Below are 25,212 nucleotides of genomic sequence, written 5' to 3'. Positions count from 1 at the left end.
ACACCATACACACTCCGGTGGGGATGGCCGGTGGAGCCGGAGCGAGTCCGCTGCACGTGGCTGGACCGCGCGGGCGGCCCACGGCGCGTCGGCCGGCCGTCGCCGCAGCAGGCCGTGGGCCGGCCACGGCGACGGCGTGGGCGGACAGCAGGCCACCGCCGGCAGCCACGTCGACCCGGGCGACCACCCCGTCCACACCGCAGGCGACGAGGACGGCTCCGTTGGCCCGAGCGAGGCGTCCAGCAGCACGGCAGGGCGGGTCCGACACCAGCCCGATGGCCGATGCCGCCGTGGCGAGCGCCGCCGCGTCCGCCGCTCCCCGGGCACGAGCGGCCCCGACCCGGTGACCAGCCGCGCCGAGGACCGAGCCCGTCACGAGGACGACCACCGCGAGGACGGCCGCGAGCGCCACCGTGGCGGATCCCTGCTCACCAGCCCGCAGGGTGCTGGCCCGCAGCGTGCTGGACCGCGCGTTCCTGGACCGCAGGCCGCCGCGGTGGCCCTCCGTCGCGGTCCGGATCGGTCCGGTCGCGTCAGGACCGGTCACCGGTGTCGGCCTCGTCCACGGCGCAGCCGCTCCCCTGCAGCACGACGTCCGAGAACGGCCCCGCGCCGGCCGGTCGTCCGGCACGGACGCAGACCAGGCCCCCCGCTCGTTCGACACGGACCGTGCCGGCGTCGGCGCGCTCGAGGGCCCGCCGTGCAGCCGGGTCGTCACCGCGCGCGAATGCCCGGGCAGCGACGGCGGCGGCGGTCTGCAGCCGCCCCTGCCCGTCGACGGCCATCACCCCGGCGATCGCCGCGGCCAAGACCACGGCGAAGACCGGCAGGGCGAGGGCGAACTCGACCGTCACCGATCCGCGGTCACGGCCGTCGTCCTGGTGCTGGTTCCGGCGGTGATCCTGGTGCTCGTCCCGGTCGTGGCTGACGCGTCGTTCCCCTTTCATGGTGTGAGCGCCGTCCGGACGAGGTCCGTGAGGATCGCCTGCACCTCGCCGGACCGCATGACCGCGACGAGGACGCCGGCGAAGGCCACCGCCGCCAGGATGACGACGGCGTACTCGGCGGTGGCGGATCCCTGGTCATCGGACAACCGGCTCGGCGACGCTGGGCTCGGCGATGGATGCCGTCCGAGCCGCTGTGCTCGTTCGGCCGACGGTGTGTCCGGGGCAGCGTCGGAGTGTCCTTCCTGCATGGCGTCGTTCCTCTCTCTCGCGGCACCGGTCGGTCCGGTGCTCGTGACCGGCCCCGCGCGAGGTGCTTGCGGCGCGGGGACCTGCCTCCACCTTCGGCGGACGCGCCCTTCGGCAGGGGCCAACCGACGGGTCCGTGCAGAGTTCAACGGAGGCCTGTGGATGTGGAGGAGAGGATGCCGAGCACGACGGGCACCACTCCGACCGACACGAACGCCGGCAGCACGCAGACGCCGAGCGGCAGCACCAGTCGCACCCCGAGTCGTTCAGCACGCACCAGGCCCTCGGCGGCTGCATCAGCACGACGGTCGACGGCGCCGGCGCGGAGGAGACCGGCCGCCGGGACCCCCGCGTGGTCGGCCAGGGCGAGGGTCTCGACGAGGCACTCCCGGTCAGCGTCGGGCCAGGCCCGGTCGCCGTAGACCGCTTCGACGGTGTGCGCCGCGTCGATCCACGCGCCGCCTCCGGACAGCGCGACGGCCCACACCTCGAGCAGGAGGCCGGGTGTCGGTCCGCTGTCGGAGGCCTCGGCGAGCAGGTGGCGGCTCCACCGTGCGGCCGCGACCACGAGGGACACAGCGACGAGGATGCAGCACCACCCGACCGACGTCCCGGTGAGCACCCCGACGGTGTCGACGCCCCATGCCGAACCGAGCAGCACACCGAACGCCGGGAGCGCCAGGACCACCCTGGCGCTGGCCCGTGGCCCGGCCGTCGCCGTACGGATCGCTCGTTCCGCCGCAGCCCGGTCCCGCAGCGACCCTGCGAGCGCCCGGAGTGCGGGCACGACGGGCGCTCCTGTCCGTGCCGCCACGGCGAGCACTCCGTCGATCTCCGGACGGCCTCCGGCCGACACCGTGCGTGCTCCCTGCCCGGGTCCGGACACGAGTGCCACGGCCCGGGGCGGCGGGACGCCGGCGGACACGAGCACGGCGACCCGGTCCAACGCCCGCGCCGCGGCGAGCGCGTCATCCGTCCGCGTCACGCTCCGCGGGTCCGTCGATGTGCTCCACCAGCGGCGCGCGGACCGCCGATCGCCGAGCCGACCGGACCGGGGCCACCCGCGATCACGCCGTCTCCCCGCTCGCCGTCGCCGTCACCACCCGGACCAGCTGTCCCCAGGGAACCCGCCGGCACCGCGCGAGCCCGTCGCGCCCGTTCCCGCCCGGGCATCCCCAGTCCCCCGGACGCACCGATCGAGACCGGCATGACCTCGAGCCGCCCCTGCCGGTCCACCCCGAAGCGCCCCACCTCGGCGAGCCGTCGCACCCCGTTCCGACGCTCCACGTGCAGGACGAGGTCGAACGCACTCGCCGCCTGCCGCGCGAGCGACCCCGGGGTGAGACCGGCGAGCGCCCCGAGCGCCTCGAGCCGCGCCGCGACGTCGTCGACCCCGTTCGCGTGGACCGTCCCCGCTCCCCCGTCGTGCCCGGTGTTGAGCGCTGACGTGAGTTCCCGGACCTCGGCGCCCCGACACTCCCCCACGACGATCCGGTCGGGCCGCATCCGCAGCGCTTCCCGGAGGAGTCGTTCGGTGCCGAGCGCTCCGGCACCCTCCGCGTTGGCCTGTCGTGCTTCGAGTGCGACGACGTGGGGGTGGTCGATCCGGAGTTCGGCGACGTCCTCCACCGTGACGATCCGCTCGTCGGTCGGGACCAGGCCGAGCATCGCCGCGAGCAGGGTCGTCTTGCCACTGCCGGTCGCTCCGGTGACCAGGACGTTCCGTCGTTCCTGCACGGCGCGGTCGACCACGGTCCGCGGGATCCGCTCGAAGAACCCGCCGCCGACGAGCCGGGCGATGCTCGGCAGCGGGTTCTGTGGCAGCCGGATCGAGATCGCCGTGCCGAGGACACTCACCGGAGCGAGGACCGCGTGGACGCGGATGCCGTCGCCGTGTCGGACGTCCGCACACGGCGTGGTCTCGTCGATGTGCCGCCCGCCGCGGGCCACGAGGGAACGGGCGAGGTCGCGGGCGCGGGTCTCGGACAGGACGAGTCCACCGACCGCGGTGAGGCCCGTCCCGCGGTCGGTCCACACCCCGCGCCCCCCGAGCACCAGGACGTCGGTGACACGGTCGTCGGCGACGAGGGGCGCGAGCTCCTCGAAGTCGACGAGCGACGCAGCCTGCCGCTGGTGGTCCGGTCGTGGTGTGCCGGGCAGGAACGGTGCGCGATGCCGGTGCATGTCGAGGACGGTACGGGCGTGGTCGACGGCGGGCGGGCCTCCTGACCGGATCGGTGGAGAACGCATCCGGCGGGCGCGATCGTGCCGGACTTGTACCCCGATCTCGTCGGCCGTACCCCGTCGCCTGCAGCGCGCTGCGGAGTCGCCGCCGGTCGGCCAAGAGGGGGACACGACAGGCACGGACCGCGCTGTCCTCAGGTCGACCAGGACGCAGCGAGCAACTCTGCTGGTGGACCGTTCTGTTCACCGTTCCGCGTCCCTCCGCGGATCGAGCCGGGTCGGACCCGCCGCGTGGGCGCCGTCACACATGAGGGAACCACGGGAAAAAGAAGAGGCGGCACCTGTTGGGGGGAACGGGTGCCGCCAGGACACCGGCGGATTGGGGGGAATCTTGACCGGCGCCACCGGGAACGAGCCCGGCACGGACAACTGTACCCCAGGAACGGGATGCGACGACACCGCTGACCGGAGAACGCGATCCTGCGCGCGGATCGGCCTCCCGGCTGCGCGAGGCTGCACCCGAGCATCGCCGGTGACCGAGTCGTCCACCGGCGCCTCGGCTGCGGTGTCGCCCGGAGTAGTCTGCGAAGGCGCCCGGTCGTCGACTGCCTCGGTGGGTCCGACCACGCCCCGGGCGGACGAGACGAGAGGACATCGATGACGATGCCGCAGCAGGACCAGATCCACGACGACCAGACGACCTTCCCGCCGTCCCCGGAGTTCGTGGCCGACGCGGTCGCCGACAGCGGCCTGCACGACGCGGCCAGCGCCGACCGTGTGGCCTTCTGGGCCGAACAGTCCCGAGCACTGCTGGACTGGCGGACGCCGTTCACGAGCGCGCTCGACTGGTCGGCGGCACCGTTCGCCCGCTGGTTCGCCGACGGCGAGTTGAACGTCGCCGAGAACTGCCTCGACCGTCACGTCCGCGCCGGCAACGGTGACCGCGTCGCCATCAACTTCGAGGGGGCGAACGGCGACACCCGCACCATCACGTACGCGCACCTGACCGCGGACGTCCAGCGGGCCGCGAACATGCTCGAAGGGCTCGGCGTGGGTCAGGGCGACCGCGTCGTCGTCTACCTGCCGCTCATCCCGGAGGCCGTGGTCACCATGCTGGCCATCGCACGCCTCGGCGCGATCCACTCCGTCGTCTTCGGTGGGTTCAGCGCCGAGAGCCTGCGCGCCCGTATCGAGGACGCGGGCGCCAAGGTCGTCGTGACGGCGGACGGCGGCTGGCGACGTGGCGCGGTCTCACCGCTCAAGCCCGCGGTCGACGAGGCCCTGCGGGGCGAGGGCACCGCCAGCGTGGAGCACGTTCTGGTGGTGCAGCGCGGCGGCAACGACGTCGACTGGACCGACCGGGACCGCTGGTGGCACGACGATTTCGCCGCCGCCGCTCCGGAGCACGAGGCGCAGGCCTTCCCCGCCGAGAACCCCCTCTTCATCCTGTACACCTCGGGCACGACCGGGAAGCCCAAGGGCATCGTGCACACCTCGGGCGGCTACCTGACGCAGGCGGCGTACACGCACAAGAACGTGTTCGACATGCACCCGGAGAAGGACGTGTACTGGTGCACGGCCGACATCGGCTGGATCACCGGGCACACCTACGTCGTCTACGGACCGCTGGCGAACGGCGTGACGCAGGTCCTCTACGAAGGCACGCCGGACGAGCCGAAGCCCGGCCGCTGGTGGGACCTGGTCGACGCGTACGGCGTCACCGTCCTCTACACGGCTCCGACGGCCGTGCGGGCGGCGATGAAGGCCGGCCGTCAGATCCCGGAGGCACGCAGCCTCGAGACCCTGCGCCTGCTCGGCAGCGTCGGCGAACCGATCAACCCCGAGGCGTGGCAGTGGTACCGGCAGGTCATCGGCCACGACCGGACGCCGATCGTGGACACGTGGTGGCAGACCGAGACCGGCGGGATCATGATCTCCGCCCTGCCCGGCGTCACGAAGCTCAAGCCCGGCGCGGCCCAGACGCCGCTGCCGGGCATCGTCGCCGAGATCGTCGACGACGACGGACACCGCGTCGACCCCGGCGGCAGCGGCTACCTCACCATCACCGAACCGTGGCCGTCGATGGCACGCGGTATCTGGGGCGACCCGGACCGGTTCGTCGAGACCTACTGGTCCCGGTTCCCCGGCAAGTACTTCGCCGGCGACGGGGCGAGACTCGACGGACAGGGCGACATCTGGGTGCAGGGGCGCGTCGACGACGTCATGAACGTCTCCGGGCACCGCCTGTCCACCGCCGAGATCGAGTCGGCGCTGGTCGGACACGAGGGCGTCGCCGAGGCGGCCGTCGTCGGTGCCGCCGACGAGACGACCGGGCAGGCCGTGGTCGCGTTCGTGATCCTCACCGCCGAAGCAGCCGCCGACGTCGACCGCGACTCCGCAGCGACGGAACTCCGCAACTGGGTCGGCAAGCGGATCGGCCCGATCGCGAAGCCACGCCAGGTCGTCATCGTCCCCGAGCTGCCGAAGACGCGCTCCGGCAAGATCATGCGGCGCCTCCTCCGCGACGCGGCCGAGGGCCGCCGAATCGGTGACACGACGACGCTGGCCGACCCGACGATCATGGCGACGATCGCGGAACTGATGTAGCTCGCGGGACGCAGGATGAGCCTCCAGGCCGGTCTGTCTGGAGGCTCTCCTGCTGTCCGCGGACGGCTTCCGTCCGCCGGTGGTTCAGTCCGTCAGCTCGACGATCAGTTCCACCTCGACGGGGGCGTCGAGCGGCAGCACCGCGACGCCGACGGCACTGCGGGCGTGGACGCCCGCTTCACCGAAGACGTCGCCGACGAGCTGCGAGGCACCGTTCGCGACCCCGGGCTGACCGGTGAACGACGGGTCCGAGGCGACGAAGACCGTCACCTTGACGACCTTCGCCACCCGGTCGAGCGACCCGGCGACGCTCTGCACGGCGGCGAGGCCGTTCAGCGCGGCCTGACGTGCCTGCGCGGTCGCGGTCGCGGCGTCGACCCCCGAGCCGACCTTGCCGGTGACCGGGAGGGCGCCGTCGACGAAGGGCAGCTGCCCCGCTGTGAAGACGTGACGGCCAGAGACGACAGCCGGGACGTAGGCGGCGACCGGGGCCGCGACGGCCGGGATCGTGAGGCCGAGCTCGCGCAGGCGGTCCTCGATGCTCACGCGTCGGCCTTCGGACGCTTCAGGTAGGCGACCAGGCCGCCCTCGGGGCCGGTGACGACCTGGACCAACTCCCAGCCCTCGTCACCGAAGTTGTTGAGGATGGCAGTGGTGTTGTGGATGATCAACGGAGTCGTGAGGTATTCCCAGCGGCGCATGCGGTTCCTTGCCAGCCTTTCAGTCCGAGGTGTCGTTTAGGCTGCATCCTATGTCTGCCCAGAAGACGTCTGCCCGTCGGACCAAGCCCGTCTCCGCAGTCGGCGCCTTCATCGGTTTCGTCGGCTTCAGCGCGCTCGCCGGTCTGCTCGTCACCATCGGTGTCACGCCGGCCATCGCCGTCGCCGGTGTCACGACGACCTCGACGATCGGTGTGTTCGAGTCCCTGCCCGAGTACATCGAGCTCGGTGACCTGCCCCAGCGCAACGAAGTCCTGGCCTACCAGGGCGGCAAGCCCGTGCACCTGGCGACGGTCTACGACCAGAACCGCCAGGAGCTCAAGTACGACCAGATCAGCGACAACCTGAAGAACGCGGCCATCGACGGCGAGGACAAGCGCTTCTGGGACCACGGCGGTGTCGACATGACCTCGCTGGTCCGCGCGGGTGTGGGCACGGTCGCCGGGGGTGGCCTCGGCGACTCGGGCGGTGGCTCGACGCTGACGATGCAGCTGGTCCGCAACATCAAGATGCAGCAGGCCCTCGAGCTCCCGACTCCGGAGGAGCGTCTCAAGGCCTACAACGAGGCGACGAAGGTCTCGGTCTCCCGCAAGCTCGAGGAGATGAAGCTCGCGATCGGGCTCGCGAAGAAGTACTCGAAGAAGGACATCCTCACCGGGTACCTCAACATCGCCTTCTTCGGTGACCAGACGTACGGCGTCCAGGCGGCAGCCCAGCACTACTTCGGCAAGAACGCCACCGACCTCACGCCGGCCGAGGGCGCGTCGATCCTGGCGATCGTGCAGTCCCCGAACACCCGCAACCTGTCCGACCCCAAGTTCTACGACGCCAACGTCGCCCGACGTGACGTCATCCTCAAGTCGATGTACGCGCAGAAGCACATCGACAAGAAGCAGTTCGACGAGGCCATCGCGTCCAAGCCTGCTGACTACGTGCACCTGACCGACCCGACGCAGGGCTGCAAGGCCGCCGCGGGCAACGGCGCGCAGTTCTTCTGCGACTACGCGGTACAGGTCGTCAAGGAGATGTCGCAGCTCGGCGCGACGCAGAAGCAGCGCGACGCCGCTTGGCGCAACGGTGGCTACACGATCCAGACCACGCTGAACCTTGACATCAACAACGCGCAGAAGGACCTGATCAACGCGTACGCCCCGAACACCGAGTCCCGGTTCAAACTCGGCGGCGTCATCAACTCGGTCGAGGCCGACACCGGTCGGGTGCTCACGATGGTGCAGAACAAGAACTACAACCAGCTCTCCGCCTGTGGCTCGGAAGGTGCGGACCCCAACGCCTGCGCTCCGGCCACGGACACCGGTCTGAACTTCAGCGTCGACCAGCAGTACGGCGGCGGTGAGGGCTTCCAGACCGGTTCGACGTTCAAGCCGTTCACGCTGTTGAACTGGCTGCAGAACGGCCATGGACTGCAGGAGATCGTGAACGGTACACCGCGCACCTTCTCGAGCTTCACCCAGTGCAAGACGCCGATCTACACCCCCTACACGGTGAAGAATGATGCGCCCGGTGAAGGCGGCAACATGACCGTCGAGAACGCCACCTACCGCTCGATCAACAACTCCTACGTCCAGATGGCCCAGAAGCTCGATTTCTGCGACATCCGCGACACGGCCGAGAGCCTCGGTGTCCACGTCGCGAAGCCCCGCGCGACCTCGACCGAGTACGCGGACGACATGTCGAAGAAGACGACCAGTGACGTCCGGACCAACCCGTCGTTCGTCCTCGGAACGAACTACATCGCTCCGCTGACGATGGCCGCGGCCTACGCCGGCATCGCGAACAAGGGCACGTTCTGCCGGCCGATCGCGATCGACAACGTCACGAACGCCGACGGCAAGTCGCTCGGCGGCCAGCCGAAGGAGTGCAAGCAGGCGATCGACCCGCAGGTCGCGGCGACTGCGATCTTCGCGCTGAAGAAGGTCCTGACGGTCGGAACCGCCGTCGGGGGTCGGACTGCCGACGGCTTCGACGAGTTCGCCAAGACCGGCACGACCGACGAGGCAGACCAGATCTGGCTGGTCGGTGCCACCACCAAGACCGCGACCGCCGCGTGGCTCGGGAACATCGAGGGCAAGCAGAGCCTTCGCTTCGTCTACGGCCCGAACGGCCAGTACGCCGGCTCCCGCACTGCACTCTGGCGACAGGCCCAGACCGCGGTGAACACCCAGTACCCGGGCGGCCAGTTCGAGACCCCGACCACAGCGGCGATCCGCGGCAACAGCATCACCGTCCCGAACGTCGCCGGTCAGACCCCCGACGCAGCACGAGCGGCGCTGGCCAACGCGGGACTGACCTACGTCGACGGTGGCGTCCAGGCTGGCGGCGGGACCGCGGGGACGGTCTCCACCACGAGCCCCGCGGCCGGTCTGCAGCTCTCCAGGGGCTCGAGCGTGACCGTCTACACGACTGACGGCTCGCAGGCCTCGGTTCCCGACGTCGGGGGCGAGAAGGTCGACGACGCTCGTTCCGAACTGTCGGGGGCCGGCTTCACGAACGTGGCGATAGCCGGCGAGTACGAGCGTGGCGACGGCAAGAACGAGTGCACCGTGGCGGCGATCGCCCCGGGCGCCGGGACCGCTGTCGCCAAGGGCAGCGGCGTGACCCTGAAGCTGTTCGGCAACAAGGACGGCAAGGCTCCGAAGGCCTGCCGATGACGCGCGGCCGCGGCGCCCTCGGCGTCCTGGCCGCGGGTGCCGCGGTCGGCGTCGCCTCGGCTGCGTGGGGGTCACTGGTCGAGCGTCGACGGTTCGGCATCCGGTGGGAGACCGTCCCCGTCCTGCCCGCGGGTTCTCGGGACGTGACGGTGCTGCACCTCTCCGACATCCACATGGCTCCGTGGCAGGCCGACAAGCAGCAGTGGATCCGCGATCTCAGCCTGGTCGAGCCGGACTTCATCGTGAACACCGGCGACAACCTCGGGCACGAGACCGCCAACACTGCCGTCGAGTACGCCCTCGAGCCGTTCCGCGGTGTCCCCGGTGCCTTCGTGTACGGCTCGAACGACTTCTTCGCGCCGTCGCCGCGCAACCCCGTGAAGTACCTCTCCGGCCCGAGTTCGATGCGGCCGGAGACCCAGCCGGTCAGGCTCGACGTCGACCGGCAGACGGCGTTCTTCGAGTCGCTCGGGTGGCTCGACCTCAACGACCACGCCCGCGCGATCGAGGTCCGCGGTTCGCGCTTCGAGCTCTTCGGGACCTCCGATGCACACCGGGACTGGGACCGCCTGGACCTGCTGCCGGCGAACGTCGACGAGATGCGCTCCGAGGTCCCCTGGTCGGAGGACGAATCCGGCCCCTCCCCCGTCTCCATCGGGGTCACCCACGCGCCGTACCGCCGTGTGCTGGACGCCTTCGTCACACAGGGTGCGGACGTCGTTTTCGCCGGACACACCCACGGCGGGCAGGTCGCGGTCCCCGGGGTCGGGGCACTGGTGACGAACTCGGACCTCCCCCGTCGGTACGCCAGCGGTCTGCACCAGTGGCAGAACCGCACGCACTGGTCATGGCTCAACGTCTCGGCCGGTCTCGGGACCTCGATCTACGCCCCGGTCCGGTTCGCGGTGCGGCCCGAGGCCGTCGTCGTCACCCTCACCGCCCGAGGCTGAGGTCGCGCCGACACATCGCGCTGTCCCTCGGCGTCCCCGCACGCCGGTTCCGGCACCCGCTGGCGCCGCCGCGGGATGGTTGGTGCGACAGTCCCCGAGTCGAAAGCGACAGATGTGTACGGTCCAGCGGCGCGGTTCTGTCGCTTTCGCGTCCGGATCCCGCGCACCGGTCCGCAGGGATCGCGACGGGCTGCGAGGCAAGCACTGGAGGCGCGGCTCAGCCCGCCCCGCCGCCGCCGGACCGCGACGCGCCCGGCTGACATCGTGTGGTCGTGTGCACCCCCGAACGTCGGGTAGACTTCTGGGGTTGCTCCGGGAACGGAGTGATCACACCGCGGGGTGTGGCGCAGCTTGGTAGCGCGCGTCGTTCGGGACGACGAGGTCGCAGGTTCAAATCCTGTCACCCCGACAGCCACGGCCCTGGTTCCACTCGGAACCAGGGCCGTTCTGCATCCCAGGGGTCGGTCCGGACCTCCCGCCGGAGGCATCGCCCGCAACCGCCTCCGCCGCCGCACAACGAGAACCGATCCGCACCAAGGTCTCCCGCGGCGCGAACCGGTTGCAACCCGACGGATCCGCGCGGATGCTGCCCGCACTCGGCGAGCCCGCTCCCTAGCCGGCCGCGACGCCCGCTCGGACCAGCCGCCCTTCGGCGTGCAGTCCGGCGACGACCTCGAGCGCCTGGTGCCGGTAGCGCGACTGCGCCGCTCCCGGAGCGACGATCACGCCGTCTGCACCGGTGGACTGAACCAGGTCGTTGATCTTCGCCGCGACCTCGTCCCGGGTGCCGTACGCCTGACGCTCGGTGCGCGCGGCGACGAACCGACGCTCGAGGTCCGAGAACTGGTAGGCGCGGGCCTCGTCCATCGACACCGGCTCGGGCTTCGTGCCCTGACGCATGCGGATGAACGAGATCATGCCCGGGGCACTCTGCTCCTCGACCACGGCCGGGTCCTCGTCGGTGACGACCTGCACGCCGATCAGGGCGAGCGGCTGGGACCGGAAGCGGGAGGGTCGGAACGACTGGTGGTAGAGCGCGAGCGCTGCTTCGGTGTTGTCCGAGGCGAAGTGGTGCGCGAACGCGAAGGCGATCCCGAGCGCACCGGCGACCTGTGCACTGTAGCCGGAGGAACCGAGCAGCCAGAACTCGGGAACGTCGCCGTAGCCGGGGACGGCGCGGATCCGGGAGAGCGGGTTCGACTCCTCCATACCGGTGAAGAACCCGACCAGGTCGGCGAGCTGCTGCGGGAAGTCGTCGACGTCCAGTCGGTCCGTGCGACGCAGGGCCATCGCCGTCGCACCGTCCGTCCCGGGTGCCCGGCCGATGCCGAGGTCGACGCGGTCGCCGTACAGCGCGCGGAGGGTGCCGAACTGCTCGGCGATGACCAGGGGTGCGTGGTTCGGCAGCATCACGCCACCGGAGCCGATGCGGATGGTGGAGGTCGCAGCTCCCACGGCACTGAGCAGGACGGCGGGCGCCGACGAGGTGATCCCGGGCATGCCGTGGTGTTCGGCGACCCAGAAGCGTTCGTAGCCGAGCTGCTCGGCCCGGACGGCCATGTCGATCGAGCCCTGCAGGGCCTCGGTGTTCGACTGGCCGTACTCGCGCGTGGCGAGGTCGAGGACGGAAAGGTGCAGGGGTGCGTCGCTCATGACGAAGCCAACGTGGGCCGACCCGCGGCCATTCCGCGCCTCCCGTCCTGCCGCGCTGTCAGCGCCCGGTCTCGCCGTCCAGCCGCCCGCCGGACTCGGTGAGGTAACAGTTGGCGCAGAGGGACTCGTACTCGACGTCGGCGCCGTCGATGGCGACCTGCGACCCGTCGAACACGAACTGTCCGTCGATCTTCCGCGCGTTGAAGACGGCCTTCCGTCCGCAGCGGCAGATCGTCTTCAGCTCCTCGAGGGAGTGCGCGACCTCGAGCAGACGTCGGCTGCCCGGGAACGCCTCGGTGCGGAAGTCGGTGCGGATGCCGTACGCCAGGACCGGGATCTGATCGAGGACGGCGATGCGCAGCAGGTCGTCGACCTGACGAGGGGTGAGGAACTGCGCCTCGTCGACGAGCACGCAGCTGACCGGTCGGACCATGCCGTCCAGGCGCGCCGACTCCGGGTCGGTCGCGCCGGCATCGGCGACGGCAGCCCGGACATCGGCGTCGGCTGGCAGGACGACGTCGACGGTCCGCGTCACGCCGAGCCGAGAGACGATCTCGCGGTCGCCCTTCGTGTCGACCGCGGGCTTCGCGAGCAGGACGCGCTGGCCGCGCTCCTCGTAGTTGTAGGCGGCCTGCAGGAGTCCGGTGCTCTTGCCGCTGTTCATCGCGCCGAAGCGGAAGTAGAGCTTCGCCACTACGCGAGGAAGCCGTCCTCCGCCGCACGACGGATCAGGTCGGACTTCTTCGACGCCGGACGACCGACCTTCGCGTACTTCTCTCGGACGCGGCGCAGGTAGGTCTTCGCGGTCTCGTACTGCACGTTCATCTGCGCGGCGACCTCGTTCGTGGAGTACCCGGAGACGTAGAGGCGGAGTGCTTCCTCTTCGCCGTGGCTGAGCTTCGGCCGCTGGTGTGCGCTCGCCCCCGTCGGCAGTGGCCGCCATTCGCGCTGTGCGGGCGTCTCACGGGCGACGCCCATGACCTCGCGGGCGATGTCCATGACCTCGCGCATCGGCAGCGACTTCGACAGGAAGGCAGCGGCACCGGCGGCCAGCGACCGGTCGCGGGACTCGCGGGCGTCGACGCTCGAGAGCACGATGACCTTCGCGCCGGCGGCACGGCAGGTGCGGACCCGGGCCTCGATCGAGACGGGCTCCTTCAGCTGGAAGTCGAGGAACACCAGGTCCGTCGGGAAGCTGTCGCTGTGCACCATCTCGAGCCAGGTGTGCGCGGTGAGGGCCAGGTCGAAGTCGAAGGCGTTCACCGCGATCCAGCTGGACAGGCTGTCGAGCAGGACCTCGTGGTCGTCGAGGATGGCCAAACGCACCCGGCGCGCGCCCGGGGTCGGCATCGACGGACCGCCCTCCACGAGCCGGTTCGGGTCAGTGCTGGTCATACGAGAACCTTAATGTCAGTGACGACGGCCGGACAGCGACGTCGGTGTCGGGGAACGTCACGCGGAGGACGGCGAAGTAGGGGTCGAAGGTCCGGTGGATGCCGACGTCCGAGTCGGCGACCGCGACGTCGAAGGTCATCCCCACCCGCGGTCTCGTCGTCCCCCTGACCGCGGGGCCGTCCGCGCCCCGACCGGGAGCGAGACCGCCGACGGGGGCGACGGTGACGCGAACGCCGGCCGGGTCCACCGTGGCGGCATGGAGCAGGGCCCGCACGAACGTGCGGACGACGGTCCGCTGGTCAGCGTCCATCGCGGCAGCCAGCCCGTCGGAGTCGTGAACGGTCGCCGCAGCGTCCCCGGACACCCGTACCGCGTACTCGAGCCAGGTACGGTCCGCTTCCGCGACCATCACCTGACGGATGCCGTCGGCGATCGCACGGGCCCGTTCCCGGTCGGCGTCGGAGATCGATGCACGCGCCCGGAGTTCGGCGAAGAACGGCGCGACGTCGCGCGCCAGGATCGTGGACCGGTCCTGCTGCACGCTCGCGGTGATGCCGTCACGTTCGGCCCGCTCGACGGAGTAGGAACCGGCGCGGATCTGCACGCGTTCGGCCAGTCCGGCGAAGGTCCGCGCGAACACGGCCGACGCGGCGGTCAGGACGAGGGTCGGCGCTGCGGCGAGGAACGCACCCACGCTGACCGGCACGCCCGCCGGGTACACGGCCGCGACGGTGCCGGCGGTCGCCGCGTTGACCGCCGCCAGCACGACCCCGCCGACCACCAGATCGGTCCACGGTCGGTACGGCGCGACGGCGACGATGCCGATCGCGGAGAGCAGCACCATGAAGTCGTTGACCAGCGAGCGGTCCGGCCCCCACTGCGCCGCCGCGCTGGTCACGGTCGCGGCGGAGAGCAAGGCGACGTGTGCGACGAACGCCCAGCGGGTGAACGGCGCACGGAACGGGCTGGAGGCACTGATCACCACGACCGCGGAGGCGGCCAGCAGCAGGACCGTCAGGGCGCTGACGGTCGGGGCGCCGACGACGTCACGGTCGAACAGCGAGACCAGCGTCGCCCAGAGCACCCCGCCAGCGCCGATCACGACCGCGAGGGGTCGCGACCCCATCGAACCGAGCGGGTCGTACTGCTGCGCGGTCCGGCTCCCGCCGGTGCGACCGTCGACCTTCCGACCGCCACTCACGAGGCACGCTCCACGTCGTCGTCCCCGGCGAGGTGCAGGACCGACGCCGAACCGACCGACGCAGCGAACGGCACGCTCATCATGACGCTCGTGCCGGACCCGGGCGACGACCACACCTGGACGTCACCGCCAACGCGCCCGATGCGTTCACGGACGGAGTTGCGCAGCCCCATCCGGTCCGCCCCGGTCGCCTGCTCGTCGAACCCGCGGCCGTCGTCGACGACCATCACCGTGCAGGCGACACCATCGTCGAAGACGCTGACCTCGGCGGCGTCGGTGCCAGCGTGCTTCAGGACGTTCGCCAGACACTGTCCGACGGCACGGACGACCGCGGTCATCGCGTGCGGGTCCAACCGTCCGACCGACGTGGGATCGCCCGTCACGGTGATCTGGAGGCCCGAGGCCCGCTGCTCGTCGAGCATGCGCTCGAACGCCGCCACCCCGTCCGACGTCGCGTCGGCCGGACCGGTACCGTCCGCCACGGTGTCGCCCGCCAGCCAGGCCCGCCCGGTGAGCATCGCGACGTCGGACTCCATCGTGCGGGCGAGGTGCTCGTCCATCGGACCGGCGGGAGCGAGTGCGATGGCGTTGAGGTGGTTGAGGACGGTGTCGTGCAGGATCGCGGCGGCTTCGGCTTCGATGCCGGCTCGGTACGCGGTGACGTGCTCTTCACGGGCCGATCGCAGCAGCTCGGGTTGGACGCGCTCCGAGCGCGCGGTCGACCGACTGACCGCGACGACGAGCGCGATCACGAAGCCGAGCGTCACCCAGGCGAGGACGAGGGGGTGATCGGGCCCCCCGGACTGCACGGCGGCGATCGCGGTGACGATCCGCCCGACGACGAACCCGGAGACCGACCAGAGGACGACCCGGACGGTTCCGCTGCCGGAGCCGCCGATGAGGACGAGCGGCACCACGACCAACGACAGCACGTACGAGCTCACCCAGGGGACGTCGGTGAGTTCGCGTTGCACGACGGTTGCGAACCACCACGCACAGATCCCACCGACGACGAGGAACGCGGCACCGGAGCGCCAGGTGCCGACGTGGGTGTGCACGCCGATCATCACGAGCATCGGCACGACGGCCAGGACCGCGCCGAGGACGTGGTCGTCCGGGGCGTCGAGTCGGTAGAGCAGCAGCAGGAGCGCCGCGGCCGCGAGGGACCCGATGGCTGCCGCGTGGAAGGCGCGCACGGTCGACCACGCGTTCACCCGAGGGGCGAGATGCGTGGGGATGCCGAGCACCGGGGCTGTCCTTCCGTGTGGTCGATGGTTCACGGAGCACCCGGCCAGCGAGTGCTCTCCGCGTCCGACGACCGTTGGGGAGGCCGTTCAGCTGCGGGGGCGCCGCTTCCGATCCAACCACGATGCACGGGGTGGTGTACCCCGATCAGATCCTCAGGCGGCAGACCGGACCATGGTAGCGGCGACCACCGACCCTCCGCTGTCCCCCGGACACGGGATCCTGGACCGACAGCGACTCAGAACAACCGTGTCCCGCCCGGAACGGAGGGCTCCGGCCGGAGTGTGTTCGACGGCGGTGTCGACACCACGGCCGGACGTTGCCCGTTCGTCGGCCGGTACTCGGCCGGGTGGGCGTACCCGGGGTCGGCGCGCTTCAACGGCGACTGATCGGACGTGCGCGGGACGGCGTCGTCCGAGAAGCCCATCGAGCCCGTGGCGGGGTCGACCTGTCCGAGCGACAGCCCGTGCTCGCGGAGGATCGGCCCGACCCGCTCCGCCAACCAGCGCCGGTAGTCCTTCGGCGCGTAGGTGTTGTCGAGGTACATCGCCCGGTACCGGCCGACCAGGTCCGGGTGGGTGCGGCCGAGCCACTCGTACCACCACGGCTTGATGCCCGGCTTGAGGTGCAGCGCCGAGTACATCAGGCTCGTGGCACCGGATGCCGCTGCGCGCCCGACGGCGTCCTGCAGGTGTGCCCTGGTGTCCGTGATGTAGGGCAGGACCGGCATGAGGAAGACCGAGCAGTCGAGCCCGGCGTCACGGACGGCCCGGACGGTCGCCAGTCGGGCCGAGGTCGTCGGGGTGCCCGGTTCGACGGACTGCTGCAGGTCGTCGTCGTACACCGCGATGGACATGGCGATGTCCACCGGCACCGACTTCGCCGCCTCGACCAGGAGCGGGATGTCCCGGCGGAGCAGACTGCCCTTCGTGAGGATGCTGAACGGCGTCCCCGAATCCGCGAGCGCTCGGATGATGCCGGGCATGAGTCGGTACCGACCCTCCGCGCGCTGGTACGGGTCGGTGTTCGTCCCGAGCGCGACCGGGTGCCGGTCCCAGCTCGGCTTCGCCAGCTCGCGCGTCAGGACGTCCGCCACGTTCGTCTTCACGACGATCTGCTGGTCGAAGTCCGCGCCGCCGTCGAACTCCAGGTAGGTGTGGGTCGGACGGGCGAAGCAGTACACGCACGCGTGACTGCACCCCCGGTAGGGGTTGATGGTCATCCCCCAGGTGCCGCCGTCCGCTCCGCCGACCTTGTTCAACGCCGACTTGGCGAGGACCTCGTGGAAGGTCACACCGGCGAACTCCGGCGTCGTCACACTGCGGACGAATCCGCTGTTCGATTCGAGCCCGGGGAGCATGTCGCTCCGCTCGGCCGTGATCGCCTGTCCGTCCCACCGCATGCCCTCATTCGAACACACGTTCGAACAAGATGCAACACAGCGGAGGTCAGCGGTGCAGTCCGAGGACCGCCGCGGTGCGGTCCAGCGTGGCGTCCGCGAGCGCCGCGTCCTCCCCCAGGTCATGCCCGTAGGTCGGGACCATCTCGTGCACCGCGCCCTGCCAGCCGTCCCATCGGTCCGGGAAGCACTTGCGGAGCAGGCTCAGCATGATCGGCACGGCCGTCGACGCGCCCGGCGAAGCCCCGAGCAACCCGGCGATCGACCCGTCCGCCGACGTGATCACCTCGGTCCCGAACTGCAGGACGCCACCCTTGTCCTCGTCCGGCTTGATGACCTGGACGCGCTGCCCGGCCGTGATCCGGTGCCAGTGCTCCGGCTCGGCGGCGGGCATGAAGTCACGGAGCGCGTCGAACTTCGTCTGCTTCGAGGCGAGCAGTTGCCCGATCAGGTACTTGACCAGGTCGAAGTTCGAGAACGCCACCGCGAGCATCGGCCGCAGGTTGTGCGGGCGGATCGAGGTGAACAGGTCGAGGACCGAGCCCTGCTTGAGGAACTTCGGGCTGAACCCGGCGTACGGGCCGAACATGAGCGAGGCGCTGCCGTCGACGATGCGGGTGTCCAGGTGTGGCACGGACATCGGCGGAGCGCCGACGCTCGCCTTGCCGTACACCTTCGCCGAGTGCTTCTGCACGACTTCCGGGTCGTCGGTGCGCAGGAACTCACCGGACACCGGGAACCCGCCGTATCCGCGGATCTCCGGAATGCCGGACTTCTGCAGGAGTTGCAGGGCGCCGCCGCCGGCCCCGACGAAGACGAAGTCCGCGGCGATGCGCTGCTTCGTGCGACCGACCTCGTTGCGGACGTCGAGCACCCACCCGTCGGACACCTTCGAGCGGACGATCTTCGTGACGCGGTGGGACGGCTCGAACTCGAGCCCCGCGATCTCGAGCTGGTCGAACAGCTGCCGCGTGAGCGAACCGAAGTCGACGTCGGAACCGGCTGCCGAGTACGTCGCCGCGATCGGCTGGTCCTTCTTGCGGCCGGGGATGAGCGCCGGCGCCCACTTGCGGATCTGCTCAGCGTCCTCGCTGTACTCGAGACCGGCGAACAGCGGGTGGTCCTTCATCGCCTCGTAGCGAGCGCGCATGTAGGCGACGTTGTCCGCGCCCCAGACGAACGAGATGTGCGGCGTCGGGTTGATGAAGCTCTTCGGGTCGGGCAGCGTGCCGTCCTCGACCAGGTGCGACCAGAACTGGCGCGACACCTGGAACTGCTCGTTCACCGTCACGGCCTTCGCGATGTCGACCCGACCGTCGGGCAACTCCGGCGTGTAGTTCAGTTCGCAGAGCGCGGAGTGGCCCGTCCCGGCGTTGTTCCACGGGTTCGACGACTCCTGCGCAGGCGAGCCGAGCCGCTCGTAGACCCGGATCTTCCAGTCCGGCTCGAGTCGGTGGATGATCGCGGCGAGCGTGGCGCTCATGATCCCTCCCCCGACGAGGACGACATCGATCGGGTCCACCTGCTTCACTGCCACCCGTCGAGCCTACCTCCGACCGCTGACGGCCGGCCCGTCGCGCCGGAGAACAGACGGGAGGCCCGTCACCAGCTGGTGACGGGCCTCCCGTCCGGCGGACGTGCCGCCGTCGGTGCAGTTCCGGGATGCCTCAGGCGCGGACTGCGCGCCGTGCGACGACGACCTCGGCGATCTGCACGGCGTTCAGGGCCGCACCCTTCCGCAGGTTGTCGTTGCTGACGAAGAGGACGAGGCCGTGCCCGGCCGGAGCGGACTGGTCGGCGCGGATGCGACCGACGAAGGTCGGGTCCTGCCCGGCCGCCTGCAGCGGGGTCGGGACGTCGGACAGCTCGACGCCCGGGGCCGCCGCGAGCACCTCGGTGGCGCGCTCGGGCGAGAGCGGACGGTCGAACTCCGCGTGCACCGAGATCGAGTGACCGGTGAAGACGGGCACACGGACGCAGGTGCCGGCGACGAGCAGGTCCGGCAGGTCGAGGATCTTGCGGCTCTCGTTGCGGAGCTTCTGCTCCTCGTCGGTCTCGCCCGAGCCGTCCTCGACGATGCTGCCCGCGAGCGGGACGACGTCGAAGGCGATCGGACGGACGTACTTGACCGGCTCCGGGAACGTCACGGCCGACCCGTCATGGGTGAGCGCCGCGGTGTCCTGCTCGAGCGCGGCACGGGCCTGACCGAGGAGTTCCTCGACCCCCGCGAGCCCACTGCCGGAGACCGCCTGGTAGGTGGTCGCGACCAGGCGGCGCAGGCCGGACTCGGTGTCGAGCGCCTTGAGGACCGGCATGATCGCCATCGTCGTGCAGTTCGGGTTCGCGATGATGCCGTTCTCGGCGTCGTCGATCGCCTCCGGGTTCACCTCGCTGACCACGAGCGGGACCTGCGGGTCGAGCCGCCAGGCGCTCGAGTTGTCGATGACGAGCGCGCCGGCGGCGGCGAACCGGGGTGCCAGCGAGCGGGAAGCGGTCGCACCGGCAGAGAACAGCGCGATGTCGATGCCGGACGGGTCAGCGGTCTCGGAGTCCTCGACCACGATCTGCTGACCGCGGAACGGCAGGCTCGTCCCGGCGGAACGGGCACTCGCGAAGAAGCGGACCGTGTCCGCCGGGAATTCGCGCTCCTCGAGCAGACGGCGCATCACGGCGCCGACCTGGCCGGTGGCGCCGACGACGGCGACGGTGAACTGGGTGTCGGTCATGGTGCTCCTGCTCGGGTTCAGCGGCCGGTGCCGGCGTAGACGACGGCTTCGTTGTCGGCGTCCAGGCCGAATGCTTCGTGCACGACCCGCATCGCCTCGTTGAGGGTGTCGGCACGGGTGACGACCGAGATCCGGATCTCCGACGTCGAGATCATCTCGATGTTGATCGACGCGTCGTGCAGCGCGCGGAACAGCTGGGCCGAGACACCGGCGTTCGTCCGCATGCCGGCACCGACCAGGGCGAGCTTGCCGATCTGGTCGTCGTACTGGATGCCCTCGTAGCCGATGTCGGACCTCGAGACCTCGAGCGCCGTCAGGACGCTCTGGCCCTGGTCCTTCGGCAGCGTGAACGAGATGTCGGTCCGGCCGGTCGAGGCCGCCGAGACGTTCTGCACGATCATGTCGATGTTCGCGCCGGCGCGCGCCACGATCGTGAAGATCTCAGCCGCCTTCCCGGGCTGGTCGGGCACACCGACGACGGTGATCTTGCCCTCGGAGAGGTCGCCGGCGATGCCGGTGATGATCGGTTCTTCCACGGTTTCCCCCTCGGCAGGGTTGTAGACGATGGTGCCCTCGGCGTTGCTGAACGAGGAACGGACGTGCAGGGTGACACCGTGCCGACGGGCGTACTCGACGGCGCGGATGTAGAGGACCTTCGCACCGGACGCTGCGAGCTCGAGCATCTCCTCGGTGGTGACCCGGTCGATCTTGCGGGCCTTCGGCACGATGCGGGGGTCGGCGGTGAAGATGCCGTCGACGTCGGTGTAGATCTCGCAGACGTCGGCGTCGAGCGCTGCCGCGAGGGCGACGGCGGTGGTGTCGGAGCCGCCGCGGCCGAGGGTGGTGATCTCCCCCGTGGTGCGGTTGAAGCCCTGGAAGCCGGCGACGATCGCGACGTGGCCGGCGTCGAGCGCCTCACGGACACGCTTCGGGGTGACGTCGACGATCCGGGCCTTGCCATGCTGAGCGTCGGTCAGCATGCCCGCCTGGCTGCCCGTGTACGACGAGGCTTCGACGCCGAGGCTCTTGATCGCCATCGCCAGGAGCGCCATCGAGATCCGCTCGCCCGCGGTGAGGAGCATGTCGAGTTCGCGACCCGCCGGGATCGGCGTGACCTCGTGCGCGAGGTCGACGAGTTCGTCGGTCGTGTCGCCCATCGCGGACACCGCCACGACGACGTCGTTGCCGGCCTTCTTCGTCTCGACGATGCGCTTCGCGACGCGCTTGATGCTCTCGGCATCCGCGACGGACGAACCACCGAACTTCTGCACGATCAAGGCCACGGGCACGCACTCCTGGGGACGGTTCACCGCGACGTCACGCGGCTCGACAATCGTAGACGGTGTTCCACGGATGTTGCGTCCGAGCGGGTCGCGACGCAAGGATCCCGCGCGGACGACCGCGTCGCCCCGTCCCCGGACGGTCCGGATGCGGTCCGCTCAGCCGCCGACGACCCGGCGGCCTTCGAACGCCCGGCCGAGCGTGACCTCGTCGGCGTACTCCAGGTCGCCGCCGACCGGCAGCCCCGACGCCAGACGGGTCGTGCGGATGCCCATCGGCACGAGCAACCGGCTGAGGTAGGTCGCGGTCGCTTCGCCCTCCAGGTTCGGGTCCGTGGCGATGATGACCTCGTCCACCGTGCCGTCGGCGAGCCGCACCATGAGTTGCTGGATCCGGAGGTCGTCCGGTCCGATGCCGTCGATCGGGCTGATCGCACCGCCGAGCACGTGGTACAGCCCGCGGAACTCGCGGGTGCGCTCGATGGCGGCGACGTCCTTCGCCTCCTCGACGACGCAGATCGTCGCCGGGGAGCGACGGGGGTCACGGCAGATGCTGCACTGCACGTTCTCGGTGACGTTGCCGCAGATCTCGCAGAAGCGGACGCGCTCCTTGACGTCCGCCAGGAGCTCGGACAGCCGGCTCGGGTCGAACGACTCCGTCTGGAGGATGTGGAACGCGATCCGCTGCGCCGACTTCGGACCGATGCCGGGCAGGCGTCCGAACTCGTCGATGAGGTCCTGCACGATGCCGTCGTACATCAGATCGTCCCCTCGGTCAGTGACGTCTCCTCGATGAACTGGGCGCCGAGGATCTCACGCACCACCGCCTCGCCGTAGCGCCCGGGGACGGGAGCACGGCGCGCGCCGGACTGCCCAGGTGCCTGCTGCGTCTGCTCCTGCTGCGCCTGGCGAGGCTGCTGCCCCGTCGCCTGCTGCGTCGGGGCGCTCCGCTGCGGAGTCGTCGCCCGCGACGGCGCGCGGGTCGCCCGTGCGGACCGGCCGTGGTCTGGGTCCGGGAACGGAGCGCCGTCGTCGAACGGCTCGTCGTCCAGCGGGTAGTCGTCCACCGGGATGCCGTCGGCCGGACCGGAAGGCGCGGCGGACACAGCCGTCGTCGCTGCAGCCCGATCGCGGCCACCGGATGTCGCCCCGGTCGTCGACTGGGACGGCTCGGGCGGCGAGGTGGTCCCGGCAGGCGAGGTGGGCGCGGCCGGCTCGACCGGTTCGGCCGGTCCGGCCGGCGCGACCGTGGCGTCCGACGGCACGACGCCGAAGGGGGCACCCCAGGCGGGGACGACGTCCTCGGGCACCGCACCGGTGGTCGGGTCCGAGGCCGGGATCGTCGCAACGGCCCACTCGGTCACGGGGCCGGAGTCCTGGGTCGCAGGCTGCTCGGCTGCCGGTCGCTCGAGAGCGGGTCGCTCCGGGGCCCGTCGCTCGGACGCAGATCGCTCGGCCGCGGCCTGCGACGGAGCAGCCGTGGGCGGCCCGGTCCGCTCCGACGACGGACCGTCCGATGCGGACGGCTGCGACGACTGCGCGCGGTCAGACCGTGGCCGCGCCGTTGCGTCGGACACCGTGCTCGTCTGCGCCACCGCCTCCTGCGGCGTCGGACCCTGCGGCCGGTCCTGCTTCGGCTGCTCAACCTGCTGCTGGGTCGAGGCGCTCCCCGTCGACGGCGCCGGTGGAGCTGCCTGCTGAACGGGTGCCTGCTGCGTCAGGCTTTGCTGCGTCGGGGTTTGCTGCGTCGGGGTTTGCTGCGTCGGGGTTTGCTGCGCCGGGCGGGCACCGGCAGCGCCCGGCCCACGCGCCACGAACTTCACCCGGAAGCCGAGCAGGTCCGTGATCGCGCTCCGGAGGTGTTCGCTGACGCTGGTGTCCGGCCCGCTCATCTCCTTGAAGGAGGCGACGTCCTGTTGGCTCGGGAACGTCAGGGTCAGGACGTCGTCCTTGAGCGCGGTGACCTGCGCCGTCGCGACGACCGCCCACGCCGACCGCTTGGCGCGCTGGACGTGCTCGACGATCTGCGGCCAGGTGTCCCGCATCTGCTGCAGGCCGACCGGGGTGACGGAGCGGACCGCGGGCTCGGCGCCGATGACGGTGCCGACGCCGGTGGAGGACGGCGAGGCCTGCCCCTCCGGCTCGGCGCCGGCAGCCGGCTCGGCGCCCGCAGCGGGTTCAGCCGGTGCTGCGGGCTCGGCCCGGGCTGCGGAGGCGTTCGACGGGACGGCTGCTGCCCAGGAAGCTGCGGCGTCCCGCGCGGCTTCGCCGGGACCTTCGGTGTGTGCGGCCGGGGTCTCGGGAGCAGCAGACGCCGTGGAGGCAGCGGGCGCGGCAGTCGGCGCGGTGCCGACCGGGGCGGCACTCGACGGAGCCGTCCGGACAGGCGGCGCTGCGGACGGCACCGGGGTCGATGCACCGGACGGCACCGGGGTCGATGCACCGGACGGCACCGGGGTCGATGCAGCGGCCGGCACCGCCGTCGGCAGCGTCTCCGGCGGCGCCTGGTGTCCCCCGGCATCGCCGACACCGACGCGCCGCTCGAGTCGCTCGACGCGAGCGAGGGCACCGCGCTGGGTGTCGTCCGCCTCGGGCACGAGCATGCGGGCGACCATGAGTTCGAGGTGCAGACGTGGCGAGGTCGCGCCGGTCATCTCGGTGAGGGCACGGTTCGCGATGTCCGCACCACGGGACAGCGCGGTGGCGCCGAACACCCCGGCCTGCCGTGACATCGTGTCGAGCTCTTCCGGCGAGATGCCGCGCAGCACCGCTCCGGCGCTCTCGTTCGTCGCCGCGACGACGATCAGGTCGCGCAGTCGTTCGAGCAGGTCCTCGACGAAGCGCCGCGGGTCCTGCCCGGTCTGCACCACGCGGTCGATCGCCGAGAACGCCGACGCCGGGTCGGCCACGGCGAGCGCGTCGACCACGTCGTCCAGCAGGGCGGCGTCGGTGTACCCGAGCAGGGCGACGGCTCGCTCGTACGCGATCGCGCCGTCCTCGCTGCCGGCCATCAGCTGGTCGAGCAGCGAGAGGGTGTCACGCACGGAGCCGCCACCGGCCCGGACCACGAGCGGCAACACGCCAGGTGCGACCGAGACGGACTCCTGCGCGCAGAGCTGCTCGATGTACTCGAGCATCGTGGCGGGCGGGACCAGGCGGAACGGGTAGTGGTGGGTCCGCGACCGGATGGTGCCGATGACCTTCTCGGGCTCGGTGGTCGCGAAGATGAACTTGACGTGCTCCGGCGGCTCTTCGACGAGCTTGAGCAGGGCGTTGAAGCCCTGCGGCGTGACCATGTGGGCCTCGTCGAGGATGAAGATCTTGTAGCGGTCGCGCGCGGGGGCGAAGACGGCGCGGTCCCGGAGGTCACGCGCATCGTCGACGCCGTTGTGGCTGGCGGCGTCGATCTCGATCACGTCGAGGGACCCGCTGCCGCCGCGGGCGAGTTCGACACAGCTGGGGCAGACGCCGCACGGGGTGTCGGTCGGGCCCTCGGCACAGTTCAGGCAGCGCGCGAGGATGCGTGCCGAGGTCGTCTTGCCGCAGCCGCGGGGGCCGCTGAACAGGTACGCGTGGTTGACGCGGTTGGTCCGGAGTGCGGTGCGGAGCGGGTCCGTCACCTGCGACTGCCCGATCAGCTCGGCGAAGTTCTCGGGCCGGTAACGGCGATACAGGGCGGTGACCACGCGACCAGGGTAGTCGGGACCGCCGACACCTCGACACCGCTCTCCACAGGGCATGAAGTCCGGGCCGGAAACGAAGAAGACCCCGCACGCACGCAACCAACACAGCCCCGGTTGCCCTGCGCTCATCTCACCCGAAAACGAAAGAAGACCCCGTACGCACGCAACCAACACAGCCCCGGTTGCCCTGCGCTCATCTCACCCGAAAACGAAAGAAGACCCCTCACGCACGCAACCAACACAGCCCCGGTTGCCCTGCGCTCATCTCACCCGAAAACGAAAGAAGACCCCTCACGCACGCAACCAAC

Annotated in this window: 20 protein-coding genes and 1 tRNA gene; 4 read left to right on the top strand and 17 right to left on the bottom strand. The window is 70.9% G+C overall.

Annotated features, from left to right (window positions below):
* Positions 1–533: 533 nt before the first annotated feature.
* From DEI89_RS03675 to DEI89_RS03660, 4 genes are all read right to left on the bottom strand, one after another.
* The gene (locus tag DEI89_RS03675; protein ID WP_110902679.1) at positions 534–947 is read right to left on the bottom strand and encodes a TadE family protein; all 414 of its coding nucleotides are present in this window, start codon (positions 945–947) and stop codon (positions 534–536) included.
* Positions 944–1,195 carry a DUF4244 domain-containing protein gene (locus DEI89_RS18295; protein ID WP_110902678.1) on the bottom strand — a complete coding sequence of 84 codons (252 nt, stop codon included), beginning with the start codon at positions 1,193–1,195 and terminating at the stop codon, positions 944–946. Before DEI89_RS18295 ends, DEI89_RS03675 begins: the two co-directional genes overlap by 4 nt.
* Before the next feature lie 143 nt (positions 1,196–1,338).
* Positions 1,339–2,178, bottom strand: a complete 840-nt coding sequence (locus tag DEI89_RS03665) for a type II secretion system F family protein (RefSeq protein ID WP_110902677.1) — start codon at positions 2,176–2,178, stop codon at positions 1,339–1,341.
* Entirely contained in the window at positions 2,175–3,377 is a 1,203-nt protein-coding gene (locus DEI89_RS03660) for a CpaF family protein (RefSeq protein ID WP_110902766.1), read from the bottom strand. Before DEI89_RS03660 ends, DEI89_RS03665 begins: the two co-directional genes overlap by 4 nt.
* Before the next feature lie 657 nt (positions 3,378–4,034).
* On the opposite strand from DEI89_RS03660, the gene acs reads away from it, so the two are divergent.
* A complete protein-coding gene (gene acs / locus DEI89_RS03655) occupies positions 4,035–5,984 on the top strand; it encodes an acetate--CoA ligase (protein WP_181421474.1) in 1,950 nt (649 codons plus the stop codon).
* A gap of 84 nt (positions 5,985–6,068) precedes the next feature.
* On the opposite strand, the gene DEI89_RS03650 is transcribed toward acs, so the two are convergent.
* Positions 6,069–6,530: a RidA family protein gene (locus DEI89_RS03650; protein WP_110902676.1), complete on the bottom strand. Its 462-nt coding sequence runs from the start codon at positions 6,528–6,530 to the stop codon at positions 6,069–6,071.
* A complete protein-coding gene (locus DEI89_RS17565) occupies positions 6,527–6,685 on the bottom strand; it encodes a hypothetical protein (RefSeq protein ID WP_166781082.1) in 159 nt (52 codons plus the stop codon). Before DEI89_RS17565 ends, DEI89_RS03650 begins: the two co-directional genes overlap by 4 nt.
* A gap of 50 nt (positions 6,686–6,735) precedes the next feature.
* Between DEI89_RS17565 and DEI89_RS03645 the strand changes: the two genes are divergently transcribed.
* From DEI89_RS03645 to DEI89_RS03635, 3 genes are all read left to right on the top strand, one after another.
* Positions 6,736–9,372, top strand: coding sequence for a transglycosylase domain-containing protein (locus DEI89_RS03645; protein ID WP_110902675.1), 2,637 nt, complete (start codon positions 6,736–6,738; stop codon positions 9,370–9,372).
* Positions 9,369–10,322 (top strand): metallophosphoesterase, encoded by a 954-nt coding sequence (locus tag DEI89_RS03640; RefSeq protein ID WP_110902674.1) that lies wholly within the window; start codon positions 9,369–9,371, stop codon positions 10,320–10,322. The genes DEI89_RS03645 and DEI89_RS03640 overlap by 4 nt, the downstream gene beginning before the upstream one ends.
* A gap of 335 nt (positions 10,323–10,657) precedes the next feature.
* Positions 10,658–10,731: transfer RNA gene (locus tag DEI89_RS03635), tRNA-Pro, on the top strand.
* A gap of 203 nt (positions 10,732–10,934) precedes the next feature.
* On the opposite strand, the gene DEI89_RS03630 is transcribed toward DEI89_RS03635, so the two are convergent.
* From DEI89_RS03630 to DEI89_RS03580, 11 genes are all read right to left on the bottom strand, one after another.
* On the bottom strand, positions 10,935–11,975 hold the full coding sequence (locus DEI89_RS03630; RefSeq protein ID WP_110902673.1) for an LLM class flavin-dependent oxidoreductase: 1,041 nt from the start codon (positions 11,973–11,975) through the stop codon (positions 10,935–10,937).
* 58 nt (positions 11,976–12,033) lie between these two features.
* Complete coding sequence (locus DEI89_RS03625) at positions 12,034–12,669, bottom strand: thymidine kinase (protein WP_110902672.1); 636 nt, start codon at positions 12,667–12,669, stop codon at positions 12,034–12,036.
* Entirely contained in the window at positions 12,669–13,370 is a 702-nt protein-coding gene (locus DEI89_RS03620) for a response regulator (protein WP_258366259.1), read from the bottom strand. Before DEI89_RS03620 ends, DEI89_RS03625 begins: the two co-directional genes overlap by 1 nt.
* Positions 13,357–14,571, bottom strand: coding sequence for a hypothetical protein (locus DEI89_RS03615; RefSeq protein WP_110902671.1), 1,215 nt, complete (start codon positions 14,569–14,571; stop codon positions 13,357–13,359). The genes DEI89_RS03620 and DEI89_RS03615 overlap by 14 nt, the downstream gene beginning before the upstream one ends.
* Positions 14,568–15,818, bottom strand: coding sequence for a sensor histidine kinase (locus DEI89_RS03610; RefSeq protein ID WP_110902670.1), 1,251 nt, complete (start codon positions 15,816–15,818; stop codon positions 14,568–14,570). Before DEI89_RS03610 ends, DEI89_RS03615 begins: the two co-directional genes overlap by 4 nt.
* 236 nt (positions 15,819–16,054) lie before the next feature.
* Positions 16,055–17,218, bottom strand: coding sequence for an Rv2578c family radical SAM protein (locus DEI89_RS03605; RefSeq protein ID WP_110902669.1), 1,164 nt, complete (start codon positions 17,216–17,218; stop codon positions 16,055–16,057).
* A gap of 46 nt (positions 17,219–17,264) precedes the next feature.
* Positions 17,265–18,752 (bottom strand): malate:quinone oxidoreductase, encoded by a 1,488-nt coding sequence (locus tag DEI89_RS03600; protein ID WP_110902668.1) that lies wholly within the window; start codon positions 18,750–18,752, stop codon positions 17,265–17,267.
* 130 nt (positions 18,753–18,882) lie between these two features.
* On the bottom strand, positions 18,883–19,941 hold the full coding sequence (locus DEI89_RS03595) for an aspartate-semialdehyde dehydrogenase (RefSeq protein ID WP_110902667.1): 1,059 nt from the start codon (positions 19,939–19,941) through the stop codon (positions 18,883–18,885).
* A 17-nt stretch (positions 19,942–19,958) separates the two neighbouring features.
* Positions 19,959–21,224 (bottom strand): aspartate kinase, encoded by a 1,266-nt coding sequence (locus DEI89_RS03590; RefSeq protein ID WP_110902666.1) that lies wholly within the window; start codon positions 21,222–21,224, stop codon positions 19,959–19,961.
* A 156-nt stretch (positions 21,225–21,380) separates the two neighbouring features.
* Positions 21,381–21,980: a recombination mediator RecR gene (gene recR / locus DEI89_RS03585; protein WP_110902665.1), complete on the bottom strand. Its 600-nt coding sequence runs from the start codon at positions 21,978–21,980 to the stop codon at positions 21,381–21,383.
* A complete protein-coding gene (locus tag DEI89_RS03580; RefSeq protein WP_375537763.1) occupies positions 21,980–24,907 on the bottom strand; it encodes a DNA polymerase III subunit gamma and tau in 2,928 nt (975 codons plus the stop codon). The genes recR and DEI89_RS03580 overlap by 1 nt, the downstream gene beginning before the upstream one ends.
* Positions 24,908–25,212 lie beyond the last annotated feature (305 nt).

The organism is Curtobacterium sp. MCBD17_030, from assembly GCF_003224255.1.
GTDB lineage: Bacteria > Actinomycetota > Actinomycetes > Actinomycetales > Microbacteriaceae > Curtobacterium.
Note: the sequence above shows the minus strand (reverse complement) of the source record. Positions and strands in the feature narration are given on the sequence as shown.